We start from the raw sequence: 16,233 nt of genomic DNA, 5'->3' as shown, positions 1-16,233 counted from the left end.
TTACACGGCCGTATCGCAGGCCGTCCCACCGTCCTACCGGCCGAGATGGCTGCCGAGACGGCCCAGCCGTTCCGGCTCAGAGGGATTCGTAGAACGTGACGTGGCGGCGGGCGGCTGCTTCCCACGTGTGGGCGGCCGCCAAGGCGCGGCCGGCGGCCTGCCGGGCCGGGTCCGGCTCCTTGACCGCCCGGGTCAGGGCCGCGGCCAGCGAGGGCGGGTCGGTTCCGTAGAGGACGGTGTCGCCGAAAACCTCGCGGAGGACGGGCAGGTCGCGGGTCACCACGGGGACGCCGGCGGCCAGGGCCTCCATGGCGGCCAGGCCGAAGCCTTCCTTCGTGGACGGGAACGCGAACGCGGCGGCGCCCGCCATCAGGGACGGGAGGCCGGCGTGGGCGACCGGGCCCAGCACTTCCGGGGTGACCTGCAGGGTGGCGGCCAGCCGGTCCCATTCGGCGCGGTAGTCGCGGTAGTCGAACAGGGTTTCGCCGCCCGCGACGACCAGACGTACGGGCGTGTCCATCAACGCGTACGAGCGCAGCAGGTCCAGGGAACCCTTGCGCGGTTCGATGCCGCCGACCGACAGGACGTACGGGCCGGCGGTCAGCAGCGGGGCGGCCGTGGCGAAGCGTTCGTGGTCGACGCCGTTGGGGATCACGGTGGCGGTCAGGCCCCAGCCGTCCTGAAGTTCCGCGGCCACGGCCGAGGAGACACAGATATGCGCGTACGGGCGGGTCAGCGCGCGTTCGTGGCAGGCGACCAGTTCCGGTGTCGTGAACTGGTCGAGGTGGTGCACGGTGCGCACGCAACGGTCCACGGCGTTGGCGCTGATGCAGTCCTGGGCGTGCACCACGTCGTACCGGGAAGGGTCGAAAGCCTCTCGGAGCAGGGCGATCGACCGCAGGATGCGCGGACCCACCGGCTCCCCGCCGACGTCGGGGAACGGGACCACGGCGAGGCGCACGCGCGGGTCGACGGGGCGGAAGAAGCCACCGCCGCGGCCCAGGGTCCACACGGTGACGTCGTGGCCGAGCGCGGCCAGGGCCTCGGCCAGGGCCAGCGTGTGCACGACCCCGCCGCGCGGCCGGGTCGAGTAGGTCAGCAGCGCGATCCTCATCGGTACACCTCGGGGCGCAGTTCGTCCAGGTGGCTGAGCACGCGGCGGGCGGCCGCGATCTCCCGCTCGACATCCAGGTCGGCGACCGCCAGCCCGGCTTTGGCCCACGTCCGGGCCAGGATGTTGCCGGCCGGGCCGACCACTTTGGCCTGGCCCAGGAAGCGCATGCCGCCGGCCGCGCCGGTCTGGTTGGACGACACGACGACGACCTGGTTCTCGGCCGCGCGGGCACAGTCGTACAGGTCGAAGAGCCGGGACTGGCGGTCCTGCGACATTTTCGGCGCGGCGTTGGTGATGCTGGCGGGCCAGGCCGACAGGCAGGCCACGATCTGCGCGCCGTCACGGGCCAGGGTGCGGGCCGACTCGGGGAACGTCTTGTCGTAGTCGATCAGCATGCCGATCCGGCCCACGGGCGTGTCGAACGCCGCGAACGTGTCGCCGGCCCGGTACGCGATGCCCTCGGCCGCGGGCAGGTGGACCTTGCGGTGCCGGCCGAGCACACCGTCGCCGGTCAGGCAGACCGCCGCGTTGTAGCGGTCGTCGCCGTCGGCCTCGCAGAAACCGACGCAGACCACCATGTCGCGGGCCTCCGCCGTGATCCGCTCGAAGACCGGGTCGTCCGGTTTGAGCGCGGGCGGGAACGCGGCCGGGTCGGGGTGGCGCAGGTCGGCCAGGTAGCCGCCGAGGGCCGCGTCGGGCAGCACGAGCAGCCCGGCCCCGGCCGTACGGGCGTCGCCGATCAGTTTGCCGATCCGCCCCAGGTCGTGGTCGAGGTCGCGCCCGAAGTGCGCCGCGACGGCCGCGATCCGCGCCATCAGAGGTAGGCGGCCGGTCGGCGATCGCGCAGGTGACCCATGTAGCGGCGCGCGGCGGCCAGGGATCCCTCGACGTCCACGGCGGCCACGGCCATGCCGGGCGCGCAGCCGGTGGTGGCCAGCACGTCCCCGCCCGGGTCGACGATCTTGGCGCTGCACACGAACCGCAGCGACCCGAACGTGCCGGCCTGGTTCGCCGACAGCCACACGACCTGGTTCTCCAGCGCGCGGGCCCGGTCGAACAGGTCGAACCGGCGCGTCCAGCGGTCCTCGGCCAGGTCGTCGGGCGCGTTCGTGCGCGAGCCCGGCCACGCCGACACGCAGACGACGATCTCGGCGCCGTCCAGGGCGAGCGTGCGCGCCGACTCCGGGAACGCCTTGTCGTAGCAGATCATCAGCCCGACCCGCCCGACCGGTGTGTCGAACGCCGCGAACGACTCCCCCGACGCGTAGCTGGCGTTCTCGCGCAGCGGCTGGTGCACCTTGCGGTGGTTGCCGAGCACGCGCCCGTCGCCGACGCAGACCACGCTGTTGTAGCGGGTGCCGTCGCCGCCGTCCTCGCAGTAGCCGGCGCAGACCACCATGTCGTCGGCCAGTTCGATCAGCCGGGCGATCTCGGGACCGTCCAGCGCCAGGGCCGGGGGCAGTTCGGCGTGGCCGTCGAGGTCGGCCAGATAACCGCCCAGGCAGGCCTCGGGCAGGGCCAGCAGCCGTACGCCCTCCGCGCGCGCGGCCGCGATCAACTTCTCGATGCGGGCGAAGTCCTCGTCGAGATCGCGGTCGAAAGCCTCCGCGACCGCAGCCACCTTGATCATGCCACTGCCCCCATTCCTGTCACCCCGCCCGTGATGGCGGTGGTGGTGTCGCCGTCCGGCCAGCGCAGGACGACTCCGCTCCCGGCCACCAGTTCGCCGCACTCCGCGGTGACGGCCGGTCCGGCCGGCGCCGAGTGCTGCGGGCCCGCTGTGAGCATGGCGAACCCGGGGAAGCACGTGAGCCAGTCGCCCATGGTGGCCGCCGCGGGGCGGGGCACCGACGCCACGTCCAGCACGGCCCCGCAGCCGCCGGCCTCGGCGAGCATGCCCAGCGTCCCGGCGATCCCCGCCATCGATACGTCCTTGGCCGCCGCGGGCCGCGCCGCCGCCACGAAGCCCTGCATCTGCCGCAGGTCGTCCGGGGTGCGCCACGAGGTGGAGTCCCACTGCCGACCCTGATAGCCGGGCCGCCAGCCGCCGCCCACGTCGGCCGTCAGCCGGATGCGATGGCCCGAACGGCCGCCCCCGCCCGGCACCGGGTGCGCGGCCCGCCCCAGAGCGGTCGCCGAGAGCGCGGCCGGGACCCCGAGCTGCGTGTGTCCTCCGAGAACCGGGATCCCGTACGCTTCGGCGCCCGCCCGCAGCCCCGCCAGCACCGCGGCGGCCGCCGTCGCGTCCCGGGCCCCGACCGCGTTGAGCAGTCCCACCGGTGCGGCCCCCATGGCGGCCAGGTCGTTCACGTTGACCAGCACCGCGCACCAGCCCGCCCAGCGCGGGTCGCGTTCGACCATCGACGGCAGGATCGCGTCGCAGGCGGCGATGAGATCGGTTCCCGGTACGGGTGCCCCGTCGTCCCCGACGAAGCCGGCCCCGCCGGGGTTGAGCCCGTCCAGCAGGCCGCCCAGCGGGTTCTTGGTCGCCGCGGCCAGCGCCGCGATCCGCCCGATCGGCCAGCGCATCAGGTGGTGCGGCCGCCCCGCGACGGTCACCGGCCGGACGGCGTCCCAGCCGAGCCGCTCGAACATGCGCTTGTACCGGGTTTGCACTGTCGCGTCGAAGCGCAGGGCTCCCGCCTGTTCGGCGGCCGCACAGGCGGCCCGGACGAGCGCGGGCCCGATCCGCTGCGCCCCGCGCACACCCGGGTCGACGACCAGGCGCCCGCCCTGCCACCAGCCGATGTCCGGCCCGTCCGTCGCCGGCCCGAGCCGCACGCCACCGAGCAACTGCCCGTCCGGGTCGCGCGCTTCGAGCACGATCGTGCGCGGATCGGCATCCCGGTCGTCCACATCGCTCACTGCGAACAACGCCTGCTCATCAACGAACACTCGCCGCCGCAGCCGGTGGTAGTCGATGCGCGTACGCGCAGGTTCGATCAGAAAACGCGGCGCCCCGAGCAACGCCGGCACCAGATCCGTCATGCGCCACCCCCACCCGTCGGACCCACCCGCTCGCGCACCAATGAGCACCTTCGAGCAATCGGCGCACCGCGAGCAGTCAGCCCACCGCGAGCGAACAGCCCACCGCGAGCAATCAGCGCACCGCGACCAATCAGCCCACCGCGACCAATCAGCCCACCGCGAGCGAACAGTCCACCGCGAGCAATCGGCGCACCGCGAGCGAACAGCCCACCGCGAGCGAACAGCCCACCGCGAGCAATCGGCGCACCGCGAGCGATCAGGCAAACGAGCACGGTCGGCCAAACGAGCACGATCAGCCGGGCAACAACGCTCAGGCGGACAACAACACTCGGCCGCGCAACAGCGAACGGCCGCGCAACAACACTCGACCACGCAACAGCGAACAGCCGCGCAACAACACTCGACCACGCAACAGCGAACAGCCGCGCAACAACGATCGGCCGCGCAACAGCGAACGGCCGCGCAACAGCGAACGGCCGCGCAACAACACTCGGCCGGGGAACAGCGATCGGGCGCGCAACAGCGATCGGCCGAGCAAGCTCGCCAGGGTGCGCGTTGGTGGTCATCCGCCGGCCGCCTGGAGGATGCCGCACGCGCCGCAGGCGGCGCAGCCCGCGGACTGGTCGGCGCCGAGCATTCCGGCCTCGCGCAGCAGGGCCGCGACCCGCGCCGAGACGTCGCGCACCAGCGACGGCGCAGGCCCCGGAACGCCTTCGCGGCGCGCGAGCGTGCCCGCCATCGGCCGGAACGGCACCACGAACGGATACACGCCACGATCGATCAGCTTGCGACACCCGTCGACCAGGTCGTCGGGGTCCTCGCCCAGACCGATCAGCAGATACGTCGACACCTGGTTGCGGCCGAACACCGACACCGCGTGGTCCCACGCCGCCTCGTACTCCGCCATCGGCACCGAGCCCTTGCCCGGCATCCACTTCAGCCGGATCTCGTCGTCCAGCGCCTCGGCGTGGATGCCGATCGACACCGCGCCCGCCGACCGCAGGTCGCTGATGACGCTCAGGTCCCCCGGCGGCTCGATCTGCACCTGAATGGGCAGCCCGGGCACCCGATCGAGCACTGCGCGCACCGAACGCACAAGGTTGCGCGCACCCCGATCAGGCCCGGCTGTCGTCCCGGTCGTCATGACCATCTGCCGCACGCCGTCGAGCGAGACCGCCGCCGCCGCGACCTCGGCCAGTTGTGCGGGCGTCTTGGCGGCCACGGTCGCCCCGGCCCGCAGCGACTCCTCGATCGTGCAGAACCGGCAGCGCTGATCCTCGTCGTACCGGATACAGGTCTGCACGACTGTAGTGGCGAGGACATCTTTGCCGTGCAGACGCGCGATCTTCTCGTACGGGACGCCGTCGGCGGTCGTCAGGTCGTAGAACCGCGGCCGTCGCACCACCGACAGCGACAACCCCGTGTCCGACTCGCCGAGCCACACCTTGTCGTCCCGTACGGAATAGGGACTCTGCGGGTTGATCGGCAGGGCGGCGTTGCCTCCGTCGATCACCAGGTGGCCGTCGTCGCTGGGACCGGCGCCCGCCGGGCGGCGCACGGGTGTGGGCACCCGCACGCCGCGCACAGCGAGGTCGGCTCGCACGTCGATCGACATGTCAGAGCTGGTACGTCGAGTTGATGATCGCGCCCTTGCGCGCGTAGTGGATGAGCGCGTCCTGCACGTCGAGCGGGTGTGTGGGGATGACCCCTTCGATCAGGTCTTCCTCGCGCGCGCCGTGCAGCGACAGCCCGAACCGGCAGCAGTAGACCTTGCCGCCCTCGGCCATGAACGTCTTGAGCGAGTTGTTGATGTTGTGCTCGCCCGGGAACGCGCTGGTGCCGGTGGTCGGGAAGCCCCGCGTGGCCAGGCAGTTGAGGGAGCCGGGGCCGTAGAAGTAGATGGCCGCCTCGAAACCCTTGCGCAGCGCCCGGGTGGCCTGCAGCACGGCCACGAAGCTGACCGACGATTCGTGCGCGATGCCGTGCACGAGCGTGAAGTAGCTCTGCCCCTCCTCGGCCTTGTAGTCGGGGAACACCTTGGTGCCGCCGTAGATGCTCGACCCCTCGGCCAGCGCCGGGTGCGGGATCTCGTTGAGGCTCTTCTGCTCGAGGTCGGTCAGGTCGGTCATGGTGATCTCCTTCTGGTGGACGAACTCAGTCGTAGAGCTTGGAGAAGGTGGTCCGGAAGACGGCTTCGCTCAGTTCGCGCCCGGCCGCCGCGGCCCGCAGGCGGGCCAGTTCGCCGGCGTGGTCCCCCCACGGCTCGTCGCTGGCGAACAGCACCCGGTCGTGGCCGATCCCGCGCCGGTCGATCTCGTCGGCCAGCCAGCGCGGGGCGAAGCCGATCGCCCACGACAGGTCGGTGTAGACCTGTTTGCCCGCGGCGATCCAGTCGAAGAAGCGGCCGCTGACGAGCTTGATGTGTCCGCTCATCCCGCCGCCGAAGTGGACGAGGTGGATGCGCACGTCGTCGCCGTACCGGTCGACCAGCTGCCCGACCTTGTCGATGTCGGACGCCGCGCCGGGCGAGGTGTGCACATGCACGACCAGGTTGTGCTCGCGGGCCGCGGCGAAGATGGGCGTCAGCCCGGGGTCGTCGATGCTCCCGCCGAGCAGGAAACTGATCTTCAGGGCGCGTACGCCGGGTTCGCCGGCCAGCTTCAGGGCCTGCGCCGTGCGGGCGCGGTCGCTCTCCAGCGCGCTCACCCACAACCCGCAGCGCAACCGGTCGTCGCGCTGGGTGGCCTCGACCACGAGGTCGTTGAAGCCGAACGCCACGTCCGGGTCGGGCACCCCGTAGTTGGGCAGGATCAGGGCCCGTGCGGTTCCCTCCCGGTCGAGGTCGGCGATCAGACCGGCGATCGTGGAGCGTGCGGTCACGTCCGGTTTGACCGGCGGCCCGCCGTAGAACGGATAGGCCGGCAGCACGCCGAGGTGCCGGTGGGCGTCGAAGATCATGCCGCCCACTCCAGGTCCGGGTAGGTCTCGGTGGGTGTGCCGGCCAGCCAGCTGACGCCCTCGGCGACCTGCCGCTGCCGGGCCCGGGTGATCTGCGTGCACAGGTGCTCGGCGTCCCGGGCCACCCCGGCGAACCGGCCCGAGCCCCACGTGTGCTGCCACGGCAGCCCGAGGAAGTACAGCCCCGGGCAGCTGGTCACGCCGCGGTCGTGCGTCGGATAGCCACGGCCGTCGAAGACCGGCACCTCTACCCAACGGTGATCGCGGTGGAACCCGGTGGCCCACACGACCGAGCCGATGCGGGACAGCGGCAGCTCCGGGACCGGCACGCCGGGCGTCCACACCGGCTCGTATCGGCTCTCCGCAGGCGCCACGATCCCGGCCCGGGCGATGTAGGCGTCGATCGCGTCCTTGATCCCTTCGGCCACCGCGTCGGCGTGGTCGAGGTTGCGCGCCAGGTCCTGCGCGAACGTGATCGTGTCGCCGTCGACGCTCAGCAACCGGCCATGAAGCTGCATGCCCTCACGGGCGAACCGCCGCAGGTCGATGTCGCGGCCCCCGTCCCGCCCGGTCATGTAGTGGTTCGCGCGCAGCCGCACCTCGTCGGCGTCACCGAATTCGTGCACGCTCCTGTCGTAGTGCCCCATCTCGGACAGCCACGCGAGCGTGTCCCGCCCCCGGTAACGCCGGGCCGCCCGCGGCGCGCTGCCCACCGCGAGATGCACCTGCCGCCCGGCCAGATGCAGGTCCTCGGCGATCTGGCAGCCCGACTGCCCCGTCCCGACCACCAGCACGTCACCGGCCGGCAGCTGGTCCGCGCGGCGGTACTGCGACGAGTGCACCTGCGTCACCCGCGCCGGCAGTTTCTCGGCCAGCCGCGGCATCGCCGGCCGGTGATAACCCCCGGTCGCGATCACCACCTGGTCCGCGGTCAGCGTCCCGTCGCTCGTGCGCAACTCGAAGACGTTTCCCGTACGCCGGAGCCGGGTCACCTCCACCCCCTGGTGCAGCGGCGGGTCGAAACCGGCCGCGTACTTCTCGAGGAACGTGACCACCTCGGAGCCGGTCATGAACCCGTCGGGGTCGTCCCCGCTGTACTCGTAGCCGGGCAGGCGGCACTGCCAGTTCGGCGTGACCAGGCAGAACGAGTCCCACCGGCGGTCGCGCCACTCGTGGCCGACCCGGTCCCGTTCGAGCACCACGTGGTCGGTGCCGCGCCGGCGCAGATACCAGCTGATGCTGAGCCCGGCCTGCCCGCCGCCGATCACGGCCACCCCGGTGTGCCGTCCGGCCGGAGTCACGACTCGATCCCTTCGACCAGGACGTCACCGGACGGCTGGGCCGCGGCGCGGGACTCGACGAGGGCCAGGCTGCGGGCGGCGTTGCCGCAGGGGAACCCGTACGTCTGCCGCACGCGCTCGCTGGCCTCGGTCAGGGCCTGCCGGCTGGTGGCGACGAAGTCGGCGACCGGCATCCGCTGCCCCGCCGAGAAGAAGTCCTCGACCACTGTCGAGGGTGAGTAGATCCGTTGCGCCACGCCGTCCGGCCAGCGCACCAACACGTACCGTTCCGGCATGGCGTTACCCCTGATCCGGCCCGTCCGCCCAGGTAGAGCGGCTGGTGACGGGTCTCAGTCAAGGAACGGAGGGTTTCGCCGAGGTTTCATCCGGAACAAGCAGCCGTTAGATGGTCCTCACTTCGGCGGCACATGTCCGGCCTGTTACCACGGAAAGACGAGCAGTCCCGCGCCGTGATCGGGGCAGGCGACTGCGCGGGCACGATGACCGGTCCCGCGCCGCGACTGGGGCAGGCGGCGCGGGACCGGAGCCCGGGTTCGACCGGCCTGCCAGGGCGCCGCGACGACCCCCTGACCCCCGTGACCGGTGACGCCACGGAGACGATTGTGCGGGCCGGACCGGCCGGACGACCGAACTCTGGACGATTTTGGACGGCGGAGCCCGTACGTCCTAGCCTCTGCTCTTCTGTCCACGATCACGGGAGCCGGCCATGCCGTTGACGCAGCTGCCCGACCCGGCCGGCGCCGGGTCGATCGACGAGCTCGTCGAGTGTCTGCGCCGGCTCAAGGTGTGGGCGGGCGACCCCTCGTACGAGACGCTCAAGGAGAGGGTGAACGCCGCGTGGACGGCCGAGGGTCGTCCGGCCGCCGACCTGACCCGTCGTTCCACCGTGGCCAACGCCTTCACGACCGGGCGGCGACGCCTCAACAACGACCTGGTGCTCGCGGTCGTGCGGGCGCTGCACCCCGAGGACGGCTACGTCGGCCAGTGGCGGCAGGCCCTGCGCGTGGTGGCGGGTGAGCTCGAGGCGGTCGCGCAGGTGCGGGTGCTGGCGGGCCTGCCGCCGGACACGACCGGCTTCACCGGGCGGGCCGCGGAGCTGGCCACGCTGAGCGGCGGCGGCGCGTTCCTGATCTCGGCGATCGAGGGGATGGCCGGCGTCGGCAAGACCCAGCTGGCGGTGCACGCCGCGCACCGGCTGCTCGAACGTGATCGGTTCGAGCACGTCCTGTTCGTGAATCTGCGCGGTTTCCACCCCGACCCGGCGCAGCCCCCGGTCGATCCGGCCGCGGTGCTCGACGGGTTCCTGCGCGTGCTCGGGGTGCCCGCGCACCGGATCCCGCACGGCCTGCCGGCGCTGACCGCGGCCTACCGGCAGGAGCTTTCCCGCGTACGGGCGCTGGTCGTGCTGGACAACGCCGCGAGCGCCGAGCAGGTCCGCCCTCTGCTGCCGGAGGCGCCCGGCGGCGTCACCCTGATCACCAGCCGGCGGCACCTGGGCGATCTGCCGTCCGTGACGACTGTGGCCGTCGACGTGTTCACCCCCGAGGAGTCGGTCGATTTTCTGGCTCGGACGCTCCCGGACGTGCCGGTCGGCCCCGAGCCGCTGGCCCTGACGCTGATCGCCCGCGCCTGCGGTCATCTGCCCCTGGCGTTGAGCCTGATCGCTGGGCACATCCGCAACACGCCCGGCTGGAGCCTGACCGACCACGCCGACCGGTTGGACGAGCGGCACCGCGAACGCCGGCTCGACTCGGGGGTGGAGCTTGCGCTCGACGTGTCGTACCGGAATCTGCCCGCCGGGCAGCGCCGGGTGCTGCGGATGGTCGCCCTGCACCCGGGTCAGGACGTCGACCCGTACGCGGTGGCCGCGCTGACCGGCGACGACCTGGCCGAGACCCGGGACCGGCTGGTCGCGTTGCGCACCGACCACCTGCTCCAGGAGCCCAGCCCCGGCCGCTACACCCTGCACGACCTCGTCCGGGCCTTCGCCGTGGCCCGGGCCCACGACGAGGACCGCCGCTCCGACCGGCACGCCGCGCTGACCCGGTTCTTCGACTACTGCCTGAACGCGGCCGCGGCCGCCATGGACAGTCTGCACCCGGTGGAGTTCGCACAGCTGCGCGCCCGCATCCCGCAGATCACGTCGCCGCTGCCCGCCCTGGCCGACCCCGGGGCCGCGGTGGCCTGGCTGGACGCCGAACGGCCGACGCTGATCGCCGTGGCCGCGCACACCGCGACCGAGGGCTGGCCCGGCCACACCACTCTGCTGGTGCGCACCCTCGCCCGCTACCTGCACAGCGGCCATCAAGGGGACGCACTGCACGTCTACGGTCACGCCGTCCGGGCGGCCCGCGACAGCGATGATCTCGAGGGTCTGGCGTTCGCGCTGACCGGGCTGGGCGACCTGGAGGCGCAGCTCGGCCTGCCTGGCCCGGCCGACGCGCACGTGCGCGAGGCGCTCGAGCTGTTCCGCCGGCTGGGTGACTCCGACGGTCAGGCGACGGCGCTGTACAACCTGGGCCGGCTCGCCGAGAAGAAGGGCGACTATCAGACGTCGATCGATTTCAAGCTGCAGTCGCTCGCCCTCGACCGGGCCTCCGGCAACCGGATCGGCGAGGTGGGTGACCTGGCTGGTCTGGGCTCGGCGATGGAACGGGCCGGGCGTTACGCCGAGGCGACCACCTACTACCAGCAGGCGCTGGATCTGGCGGTGGAGACCGGCGACTCGTGGGGACGGGGCTACGCCCTGAGCGGACTGGGCGAGTTGGGGGTGCACGCCGGCGACTTCGCGGCCGCCGGTGGGTACCTGCGGGAGGCGCTCGACGTGTTCCGGCAGATCGGCAACCTGTCCGGCTCGGCCGGCGTGCTCGACAGCCTGGGCCTGCTGCACACCCGGCTCGCGGAGTTCGACCAGGCGCTCGCCTGCCACGAGGAGGCACTGGCGATCTTCCGGGACGAGCGCAACGACCTGTACGAGGCGGTCGCGCTCAACGGCCTGGGCGAGGCGCTGCACGCCGCCGGGCGCGACGCCGAGGCGCTGGAGCGGCACACGGCCGCGCTGCGCCTGGCCGTCACGAGCGGGAACCCCCACCAGCAGGCCCGCGCCGAGCACGGCATCGGGCAGGCCGTGACCGAGCCCGGCCGGGCCCGCGTCCATCTGCAGCGCGCCCTCGATCTCTACGTCGGGCTCGGCGTGGCCCCGGAGGTGGCCGAGGTCCGCTCGCACCTGGCGTCGCTGTCCTGACCCGGGCCGGGCCGCCCCTCGGGGGACGGCCCGGCCCGGTCCTCGTCACGGCTGCGAGCGCGGCCCGTCGAGGGTGTCGATGAACTCGTGCGGGCTCGTCAAGTCGGCCTTCTTACGCTCGGCGGAGGCCTCCGCGGCCATCGCCTTCGCGGCCGAGGACGGGTCGACGCCCGCCTTCCGGGCGCCGGCGACGACCTTGCCGTACGCCGTGTCGGCCAGCGCGTACGCCGCCCGGTACTCGTGCTGGGCGAAGGCCGCCTTGGCCAGCCCCAGCAGCGCGTCGGCGGCGGCCAGGTCACCGCGGGCCTTGCCGTTCGGGATCGTCGCGGCCAGCCGGTTCGCGGCCTCCCAGTACGCGGCGGTCAGGAAGCGGTCGCTGTTGTCCCGGTCGAACTGCGAGAAGTCCCAGTTGACGTCGATGTAGCTCATCATCGAGTTGCTCTCGTCGCCCGCCCAGGCGAAGAACGTCGAGCCGCTCGGGCCGTAGTCGACGCCCGTCTCGCTGTCGTAGCCGTCGTGCGGGTGCGACATGCCCAGGTGGTGGCCCACCTCGTGGATCGTCGTGGTGGTCAGGCCGTAGCCGCTGTCCACGATGCTCTGCGACAGGAAGTTGAACACGTACGACTGGTCGCCGGTGGCCCAGTCGTCGTCGGCGAACCCGAGCAGCGACGGGTCGACGTCGGGCGGCAGCACGTAGTTGAAGACGGGCAGCTCGTAGTCGACCTTGCCGCCGTCGTCCTTCGTGCGGGCCAGGTTCTCCCGGTTGTAGAGGAACAGGTTGGCGTCCGACGGCAGGCCGCTCTCGGGGTAGCAGCTCTCGCCGGACTCGAAGCCGTCGTAGCAGGCCCTGTTCTTGGCGTCGAGCGCGAAGTCCTGGTTGTCGAAGTCGAGCTTGTTGCGCCAGCGCAGCTCGTTGAGCTCCTTGACCACCAGCTTGGGCTGGATGTAGCGCGCGGAGGCGTCGACGCCCGGCCAGCCCTCGTACGTGTTGCTGTCGATGTTGATGGATCGCGGCGGCTCGGCCGTCGGCAGCTCGACCGGATACAGCGGCGAGGTCGTCATCAGCAGGTTCAGCGCCACGTACCGGGTGATCTTGCCGAGGTCGCCGGCCAGCGCGGCCGGCGCCCGGTTGCCGCCCGCCGCGTACTCCCAGATCGGGGGCATGCGGTAGTCGGCCTCACCGTCACCGTCGACGTCGGCGTTGGTCACGTCGTAGTTGGCGGTCTTGGCCTCGGGGCCGGCCGACAGGTCGTGGAACCACACGCGACGGGTGGCGCCGAGACCGGTCTCCTCGTCGTCGGCGGTCGTGCCGCCCCAGGCGATCATCTTGCGGCTGTCGCGGTTGGCCCCGAAGTCGTAGCCGGTGTCGGGGTCGGGCTCGCCCGTCTTGGTGTAGACGTGGAACTTGAAGTCGGACCGGCCGTACCAATTGATGAAGTAGACCGTGTTGCGCCGCGTGTCGATGCCCGACGGCGGGTGGAACGCCAGGTACTTCTCCACGCTGGGGGCGTCGATCGTGTGGTTGGCCGTGATGTCGAGGACGCCGGCCTGTTCGTTGTAGGACGTCTGATACTGCGTCAGCGGCGCGGGCTTGGCCAGCCGGCCCAGCTGCTTGAAGAACTTGTCCTCGTACGCACTGTCGGCGTACTTGAGCTTGTAGTCGTATTTGTAGGTGATGCCGAGCTTCTCGACCACGTCGTACGTCAGACGGGAACGGACCACCGGCTCGTACTTCTCGGGCAGCTCGCCGGTGAAGGCGGCCTTGCCGACCCGGCCGGGCTCGTAGCCGACGAAGACCACGTTGACCGGCACCGTCTCGGTGAGCTTGGGCTGACCGCCGGGCGTGAGGAACTGATATCGGTACGCGGGAGCCGCCGCGCCGGCCGGGGTTGCGGAGGCCCCGACCAGAGCGGCGACCAACAGGGCGATGAAGGCGCCTCTCGGTCTCATGCGCACACGAAACCATCAGCGACCGCCGATGGGAAGTCCCCTGTGGATAAACTCCATCGATACCGTTCAATTGTGGACAACACCGCCGGACCGGGCGAAGCCGCTACGGTGCCGGGCCCGTCTGTCGTCACTCGTTCGATTGATGCGACCAGGTTCCGGAACGGCCCCCAGCTCCGCCGCAAACTTGTCCGGACCGCGCTTGACCTGGAAATACACCCTTTCCTCGGGTACGCCCTCAGGGCCGTCCACCTCCGCGCGGCGGCTATAACCCATGTCGTAAGGCGTACGCGCATCCCACCGCCGAGGAGGTTGCCGTCATGGGGGCGCCCGACTCTGTCCCGCTCGCCGAGCCCGGACCGACCACCCCATCCACCGCCGTCGTCCCTTCCCCGCGGCCCGCCGCCGACCCTGCGCCCGGCGCCGTCGCGTCTTCCCCGCGGCCCGATCGGCACGACCCCGGGGACATCGAAGGCGCCCTCGAGACGCTGGGCGAGCGTCATCCGGCGGCCGCGCAGCTGCTGTGCCTGTGCGCCGTGCTGCACCCGGCCCCGGTGCCGGTCGACGTCTTCACGAGATCGCTGCCGATCCTGCCGCGGCCGCTCGGCGGGGTGGCTCCGCTGCAGTTCAACGGGCTGGTGGCGGCGCTCGTGGAGGCCGGCCTGATGCACCGGGGCCACCAGGGTCTGCGGGTGCCGGAACCGGTGCGCGCCGCGGTCCGCGACGACCTGGGCGACGAGGCGGCCGGGGTGTGCCGGGCCTACGCGGGCATCCTGGTCGCCGCGGCCGTCCCCGACCAGGTGGCCGAGCCGTCGACCTGGCCCCGCTGGGCCGCCCTGGCCCCGCACCTGATCGCCTCGGGCGCCGCGCACAGCACCGACCCTGTGCTGCGGGCCGCCGCCTGCAGCCTCGTGGCCAGCCTGCTGCACCGCGGGAAGGCCCGTCCCGCCCGCACGATAGCCACCGAACTGCACACCGGCTGGCGCGAGACCCTCGGTCCCGACCACCCCGACACCCTGCGCTGCGCCCACGAGCTGGCCCGTTCCCTGGTCGCCGCGGGCGCCCTGCTGCCCGCCCGCAAGCTGCTCGACGACACGGTCCACCGCCTGGTCGGCACCCTGGGCACCACCCACCCGCAGACCCGCGTCGCCGCCGAGACCCGCCGTGGCGTGCTGCTCCGCATGGGCGGCATGCCCCGCCCCGACCCGTCCCGCGCCAAGGCCGCCCACCGCCGCCGGAAACAACCCTGACCTCGCACCGCCGCTGGTGCGGCCGACCCGGTCACCAACAACCGGTCAGCATTCGATGACGTTGACGGCCAGGCCGCCGCGCGCCGTCTCCTTGTATTTGACCTTCATGTCGGCGCCCGTCTCCTTCATCGTCTTGATGACCTTGTCGAGGGAGACGTGATGCCGGCCGTCGCCGCGCAGGGCCATCCGGGCCGCCGTGACCGCCTTGACCGCGGCCATGCCATTGCGTTCGATGCACGGGATCTGCACCAGCCCGCCGACCGGGTCGCAGGTCAGGCCCAGGTTGTGCTCCATGCCGATCTCGGCCGCGTTCTCCACCTGCTCGGGTGTGCCGCCCAGCACCTCGGCCAGCCCGGCCGCGGCCATCGCGCACGCGCTGCCGACTTCGCCCTGGCAGCCCACCTCGGCGCCCGAGATGGAGGCGTTCTCCTTGAACAGCAGGCCGATCGCGCCCGCGGCGAGCAGGAACCGGACCACACCCTCGTCGTCGGCGCCCGGCACGAAGGTGACGTAGTAGTGCAGGACCGCGGGGATGATGCCGGCCGCGCCGTTGGTGGGCGCGGTGACGACCCGGCCGCCGGCCGCGTTCTCCTCGTTCACGGCCATCGCGTACACGGTCAGCCATTCCATCGCGTGCTCGACCGGGTTTCCGGCCGCGCGCAGCTGCCGGGCTGTGGCCGCGGCCCGCCGCCGCACCTTGAGGCCGCCGGGGAGCACACCTTCGGCTTCGAGCCCGGCCGTCACGCACTCGCGCATGACCCGCCAGATCGCCAGGAGCCCCGTACGGGTCTCGGCCGCGGAACGCCACGCGGTCTCGTTGTCCAGCATCAGCCGTGAGATCGACAACCCGGTCGCCGAGGTCAGCCCGAGCAGGTCGGCGCCGCTCGCGAACGGGTGCTTCAGCGCGGTGGTGTCGGCGCGCACCAGGCCGGTCTCGTCGAGCACGAACCCGCCGCCCACCGAGAAGTAGGTCTTGCGCAGCAGCTCCGTGCCGTCGGCGGCGTACCCGGTGAAGGTCATGCCGTTGGGGTGCCCGGGCAAGGTGCGGCGCCGGTGCAGCACGAGGTCGACGCCGACGCGACGGCCGCCCAGGTCGAAGCCGCCTTGCGCGTGGATCGCCGCGGCCCGCGCGTCGGCCGTCGTGACGTCGACGGTCTCGGGGTCGGAGCCTTCGAGCCCGAGCAGAACCGCCTTCGGAGTGCCGTGCCCGTGACCGGTGGCGCCGAGCGACCCGAACAGTTCGGCCCGCACCAGTGCGACACGGCTGTCGAGCAGGCCGGCGAACATGCCTGCGGCGCGCATCGGGCCAACCGTGTGGGAACTGGACGGGCCGATGCCGATCGAGAACAGGTCGAAGACGGACACGGCCATCGGGAAGCTCCTCATCAGGACGAACGGACAGGCGAGCGGTCGGGCCGACCGGCGGGCGAA

13 protein-coding genes are annotated in these 16,233 nt (G+C 72.1%); 2 read left to right on the top strand and 11 right to left on the bottom strand.

The features are described 5' to 3' along the window. Positions 1-76: 76 nt before the first annotated feature. The 9 genes from BKA14_RS09025 to BKA14_RS08985 form a co-directional block, all read right to left on the bottom strand. Complete coding sequence (locus tag BKA14_RS09025) at positions 77-1,114, bottom strand: MSMEG_0565 family glycosyltransferase (RefSeq protein WP_184950454.1); 1,038 nt, start codon at positions 1,112-1,114, stop codon at positions 77-79. Beyond that, on the bottom strand, positions 1,111-1,929 hold the full coding sequence (locus BKA14_RS09020; protein WP_184950453.1) for a carbon-nitrogen hydrolase family protein: 819 nt from the start codon (positions 1,927-1,929) through the stop codon (positions 1,111-1,113). The genes BKA14_RS09025 and BKA14_RS09020 overlap by 4 nt, the downstream gene beginning before the upstream one ends. Next, positions 1,929-2,744, bottom strand: a complete 816-nt coding sequence (locus BKA14_RS09015) for a carbon-nitrogen hydrolase family protein (protein ID WP_184950452.1) — start codon at positions 2,742-2,744, stop codon at positions 1,929-1,931. The genes BKA14_RS09020 and BKA14_RS09015 overlap by 1 nt, the downstream gene beginning before the upstream one ends. Next, positions 2,741-4,102 carry an MSMEG_0567/sll0787 family protein gene (locus BKA14_RS09010; RefSeq protein ID WP_184950451.1) on the bottom strand — a complete coding sequence of 454 codons (1,362 nt, stop codon included), beginning with the start codon at positions 4,100-4,102 and terminating at the stop codon, positions 2,741-2,743. Before BKA14_RS09010 ends, BKA14_RS09015 begins: the two co-directional genes overlap by 4 nt. A 562-nt stretch (positions 4,103-4,664) precedes the next feature. Beyond that, complete coding sequence (locus BKA14_RS09005; protein WP_184950450.1) at positions 4,665-5,717, bottom strand: MSMEG_0568 family radical SAM protein; 1,053 nt, start codon at positions 5,715-5,717, stop codon at positions 4,665-4,667. A gap of 1 nt (position 5,718) precedes the next feature. Beyond that, positions 5,719-6,231, bottom strand: coding sequence for an MSMEG_0572/Sll0783 family nitrogen starvation response protein (locus tag BKA14_RS09000; protein WP_184950449.1), 513 nt, complete (start codon positions 6,229-6,231; stop codon positions 5,719-5,721). Between the two features lie 25 nt (positions 6,232-6,256). Beyond that, positions 6,257-7,060 carry an amidohydrolase family protein gene (locus tag BKA14_RS08995; protein WP_184950448.1) on the bottom strand — a complete coding sequence of 268 codons (804 nt, stop codon included), beginning with the start codon at positions 7,058-7,060 and terminating at the stop codon, positions 6,257-6,259. After that, complete coding sequence (locus tag BKA14_RS08990; RefSeq protein ID WP_184950447.1) at positions 7,057-8,361, bottom strand: MSMEG_0569 family flavin-dependent oxidoreductase; 1,305 nt, start codon at positions 8,359-8,361, stop codon at positions 7,057-7,059. The genes BKA14_RS08995 and BKA14_RS08990 overlap by 4 nt, the downstream gene beginning before the upstream one ends. Next, positions 8,358-8,636 carry an MSMEG_0570 family nitrogen starvation response protein gene (locus BKA14_RS08985; protein WP_184950446.1) on the bottom strand — a complete coding sequence of 93 codons (279 nt, stop codon included), beginning with the start codon at positions 8,634-8,636 and terminating at the stop codon, positions 8,358-8,360. The genes BKA14_RS08990 and BKA14_RS08985 overlap by 4 nt, the downstream gene beginning before the upstream one ends. Positions 8,637-9,067: 431 nt before the next feature. Between BKA14_RS08985 and BKA14_RS08980 the strand changes: the two genes are divergently transcribed. Further along, positions 9,068-11,605 carry a tetratricopeptide repeat protein gene (locus tag BKA14_RS08980; RefSeq protein WP_184950445.1) on the top strand — a complete coding sequence of 846 codons (2,538 nt, stop codon included), beginning with the start codon at positions 9,068-9,070 and terminating at the stop codon, positions 11,603-11,605. A 45-nt stretch (positions 11,606-11,650) separates the two neighbouring features. Here the strand turns inward: BKA14_RS08980 and BKA14_RS08975 are convergent, their stop codons facing one another. Further along, entirely contained in the window at positions 11,651-13,555 is a 1,905-nt protein-coding gene (locus tag BKA14_RS08975; protein WP_184950444.1) for a zinc metalloprotease, read from the bottom strand. Positions 13,556-13,872: 317 nt separating this feature from the next. Between BKA14_RS08975 and BKA14_RS08970 the strand changes: the two genes are divergently transcribed. Further along, on the top strand, positions 13,873-14,802 hold the full coding sequence (locus tag BKA14_RS08970; protein ID WP_184950443.1) for a tetratricopeptide repeat protein: 930 nt from the start codon (positions 13,873-13,875) through the stop codon (positions 14,800-14,802). A 45-nt stretch (positions 14,803-14,847) separates the two neighbouring features. On the opposite strand, the gene BKA14_RS08965 is transcribed toward BKA14_RS08970, so the two are convergent. Continuing rightward, on the bottom strand, positions 14,848-16,173 hold the full coding sequence (locus BKA14_RS08965; protein WP_184950442.1) for an L-serine ammonia-lyase: 1,326 nt from the start codon (positions 16,171-16,173) through the stop codon (positions 14,848-14,850). Positions 16,174-16,233: the final 60 nt, after the last annotated feature.

The sequence above is a fragment of the Paractinoplanes abujensis genome, from assembly GCF_014204895.1.
GTDB classification, from domain to species: domain Bacteria; phylum Actinomycetota; class Actinomycetes; order Mycobacteriales; family Micromonosporaceae; genus Actinoplanes; species Actinoplanes abujensis.
The sequence above is the reverse complement of the archived record's forward strand: the minus strand, read 5'-3'. Positions and strand labels throughout refer to the sequence as shown.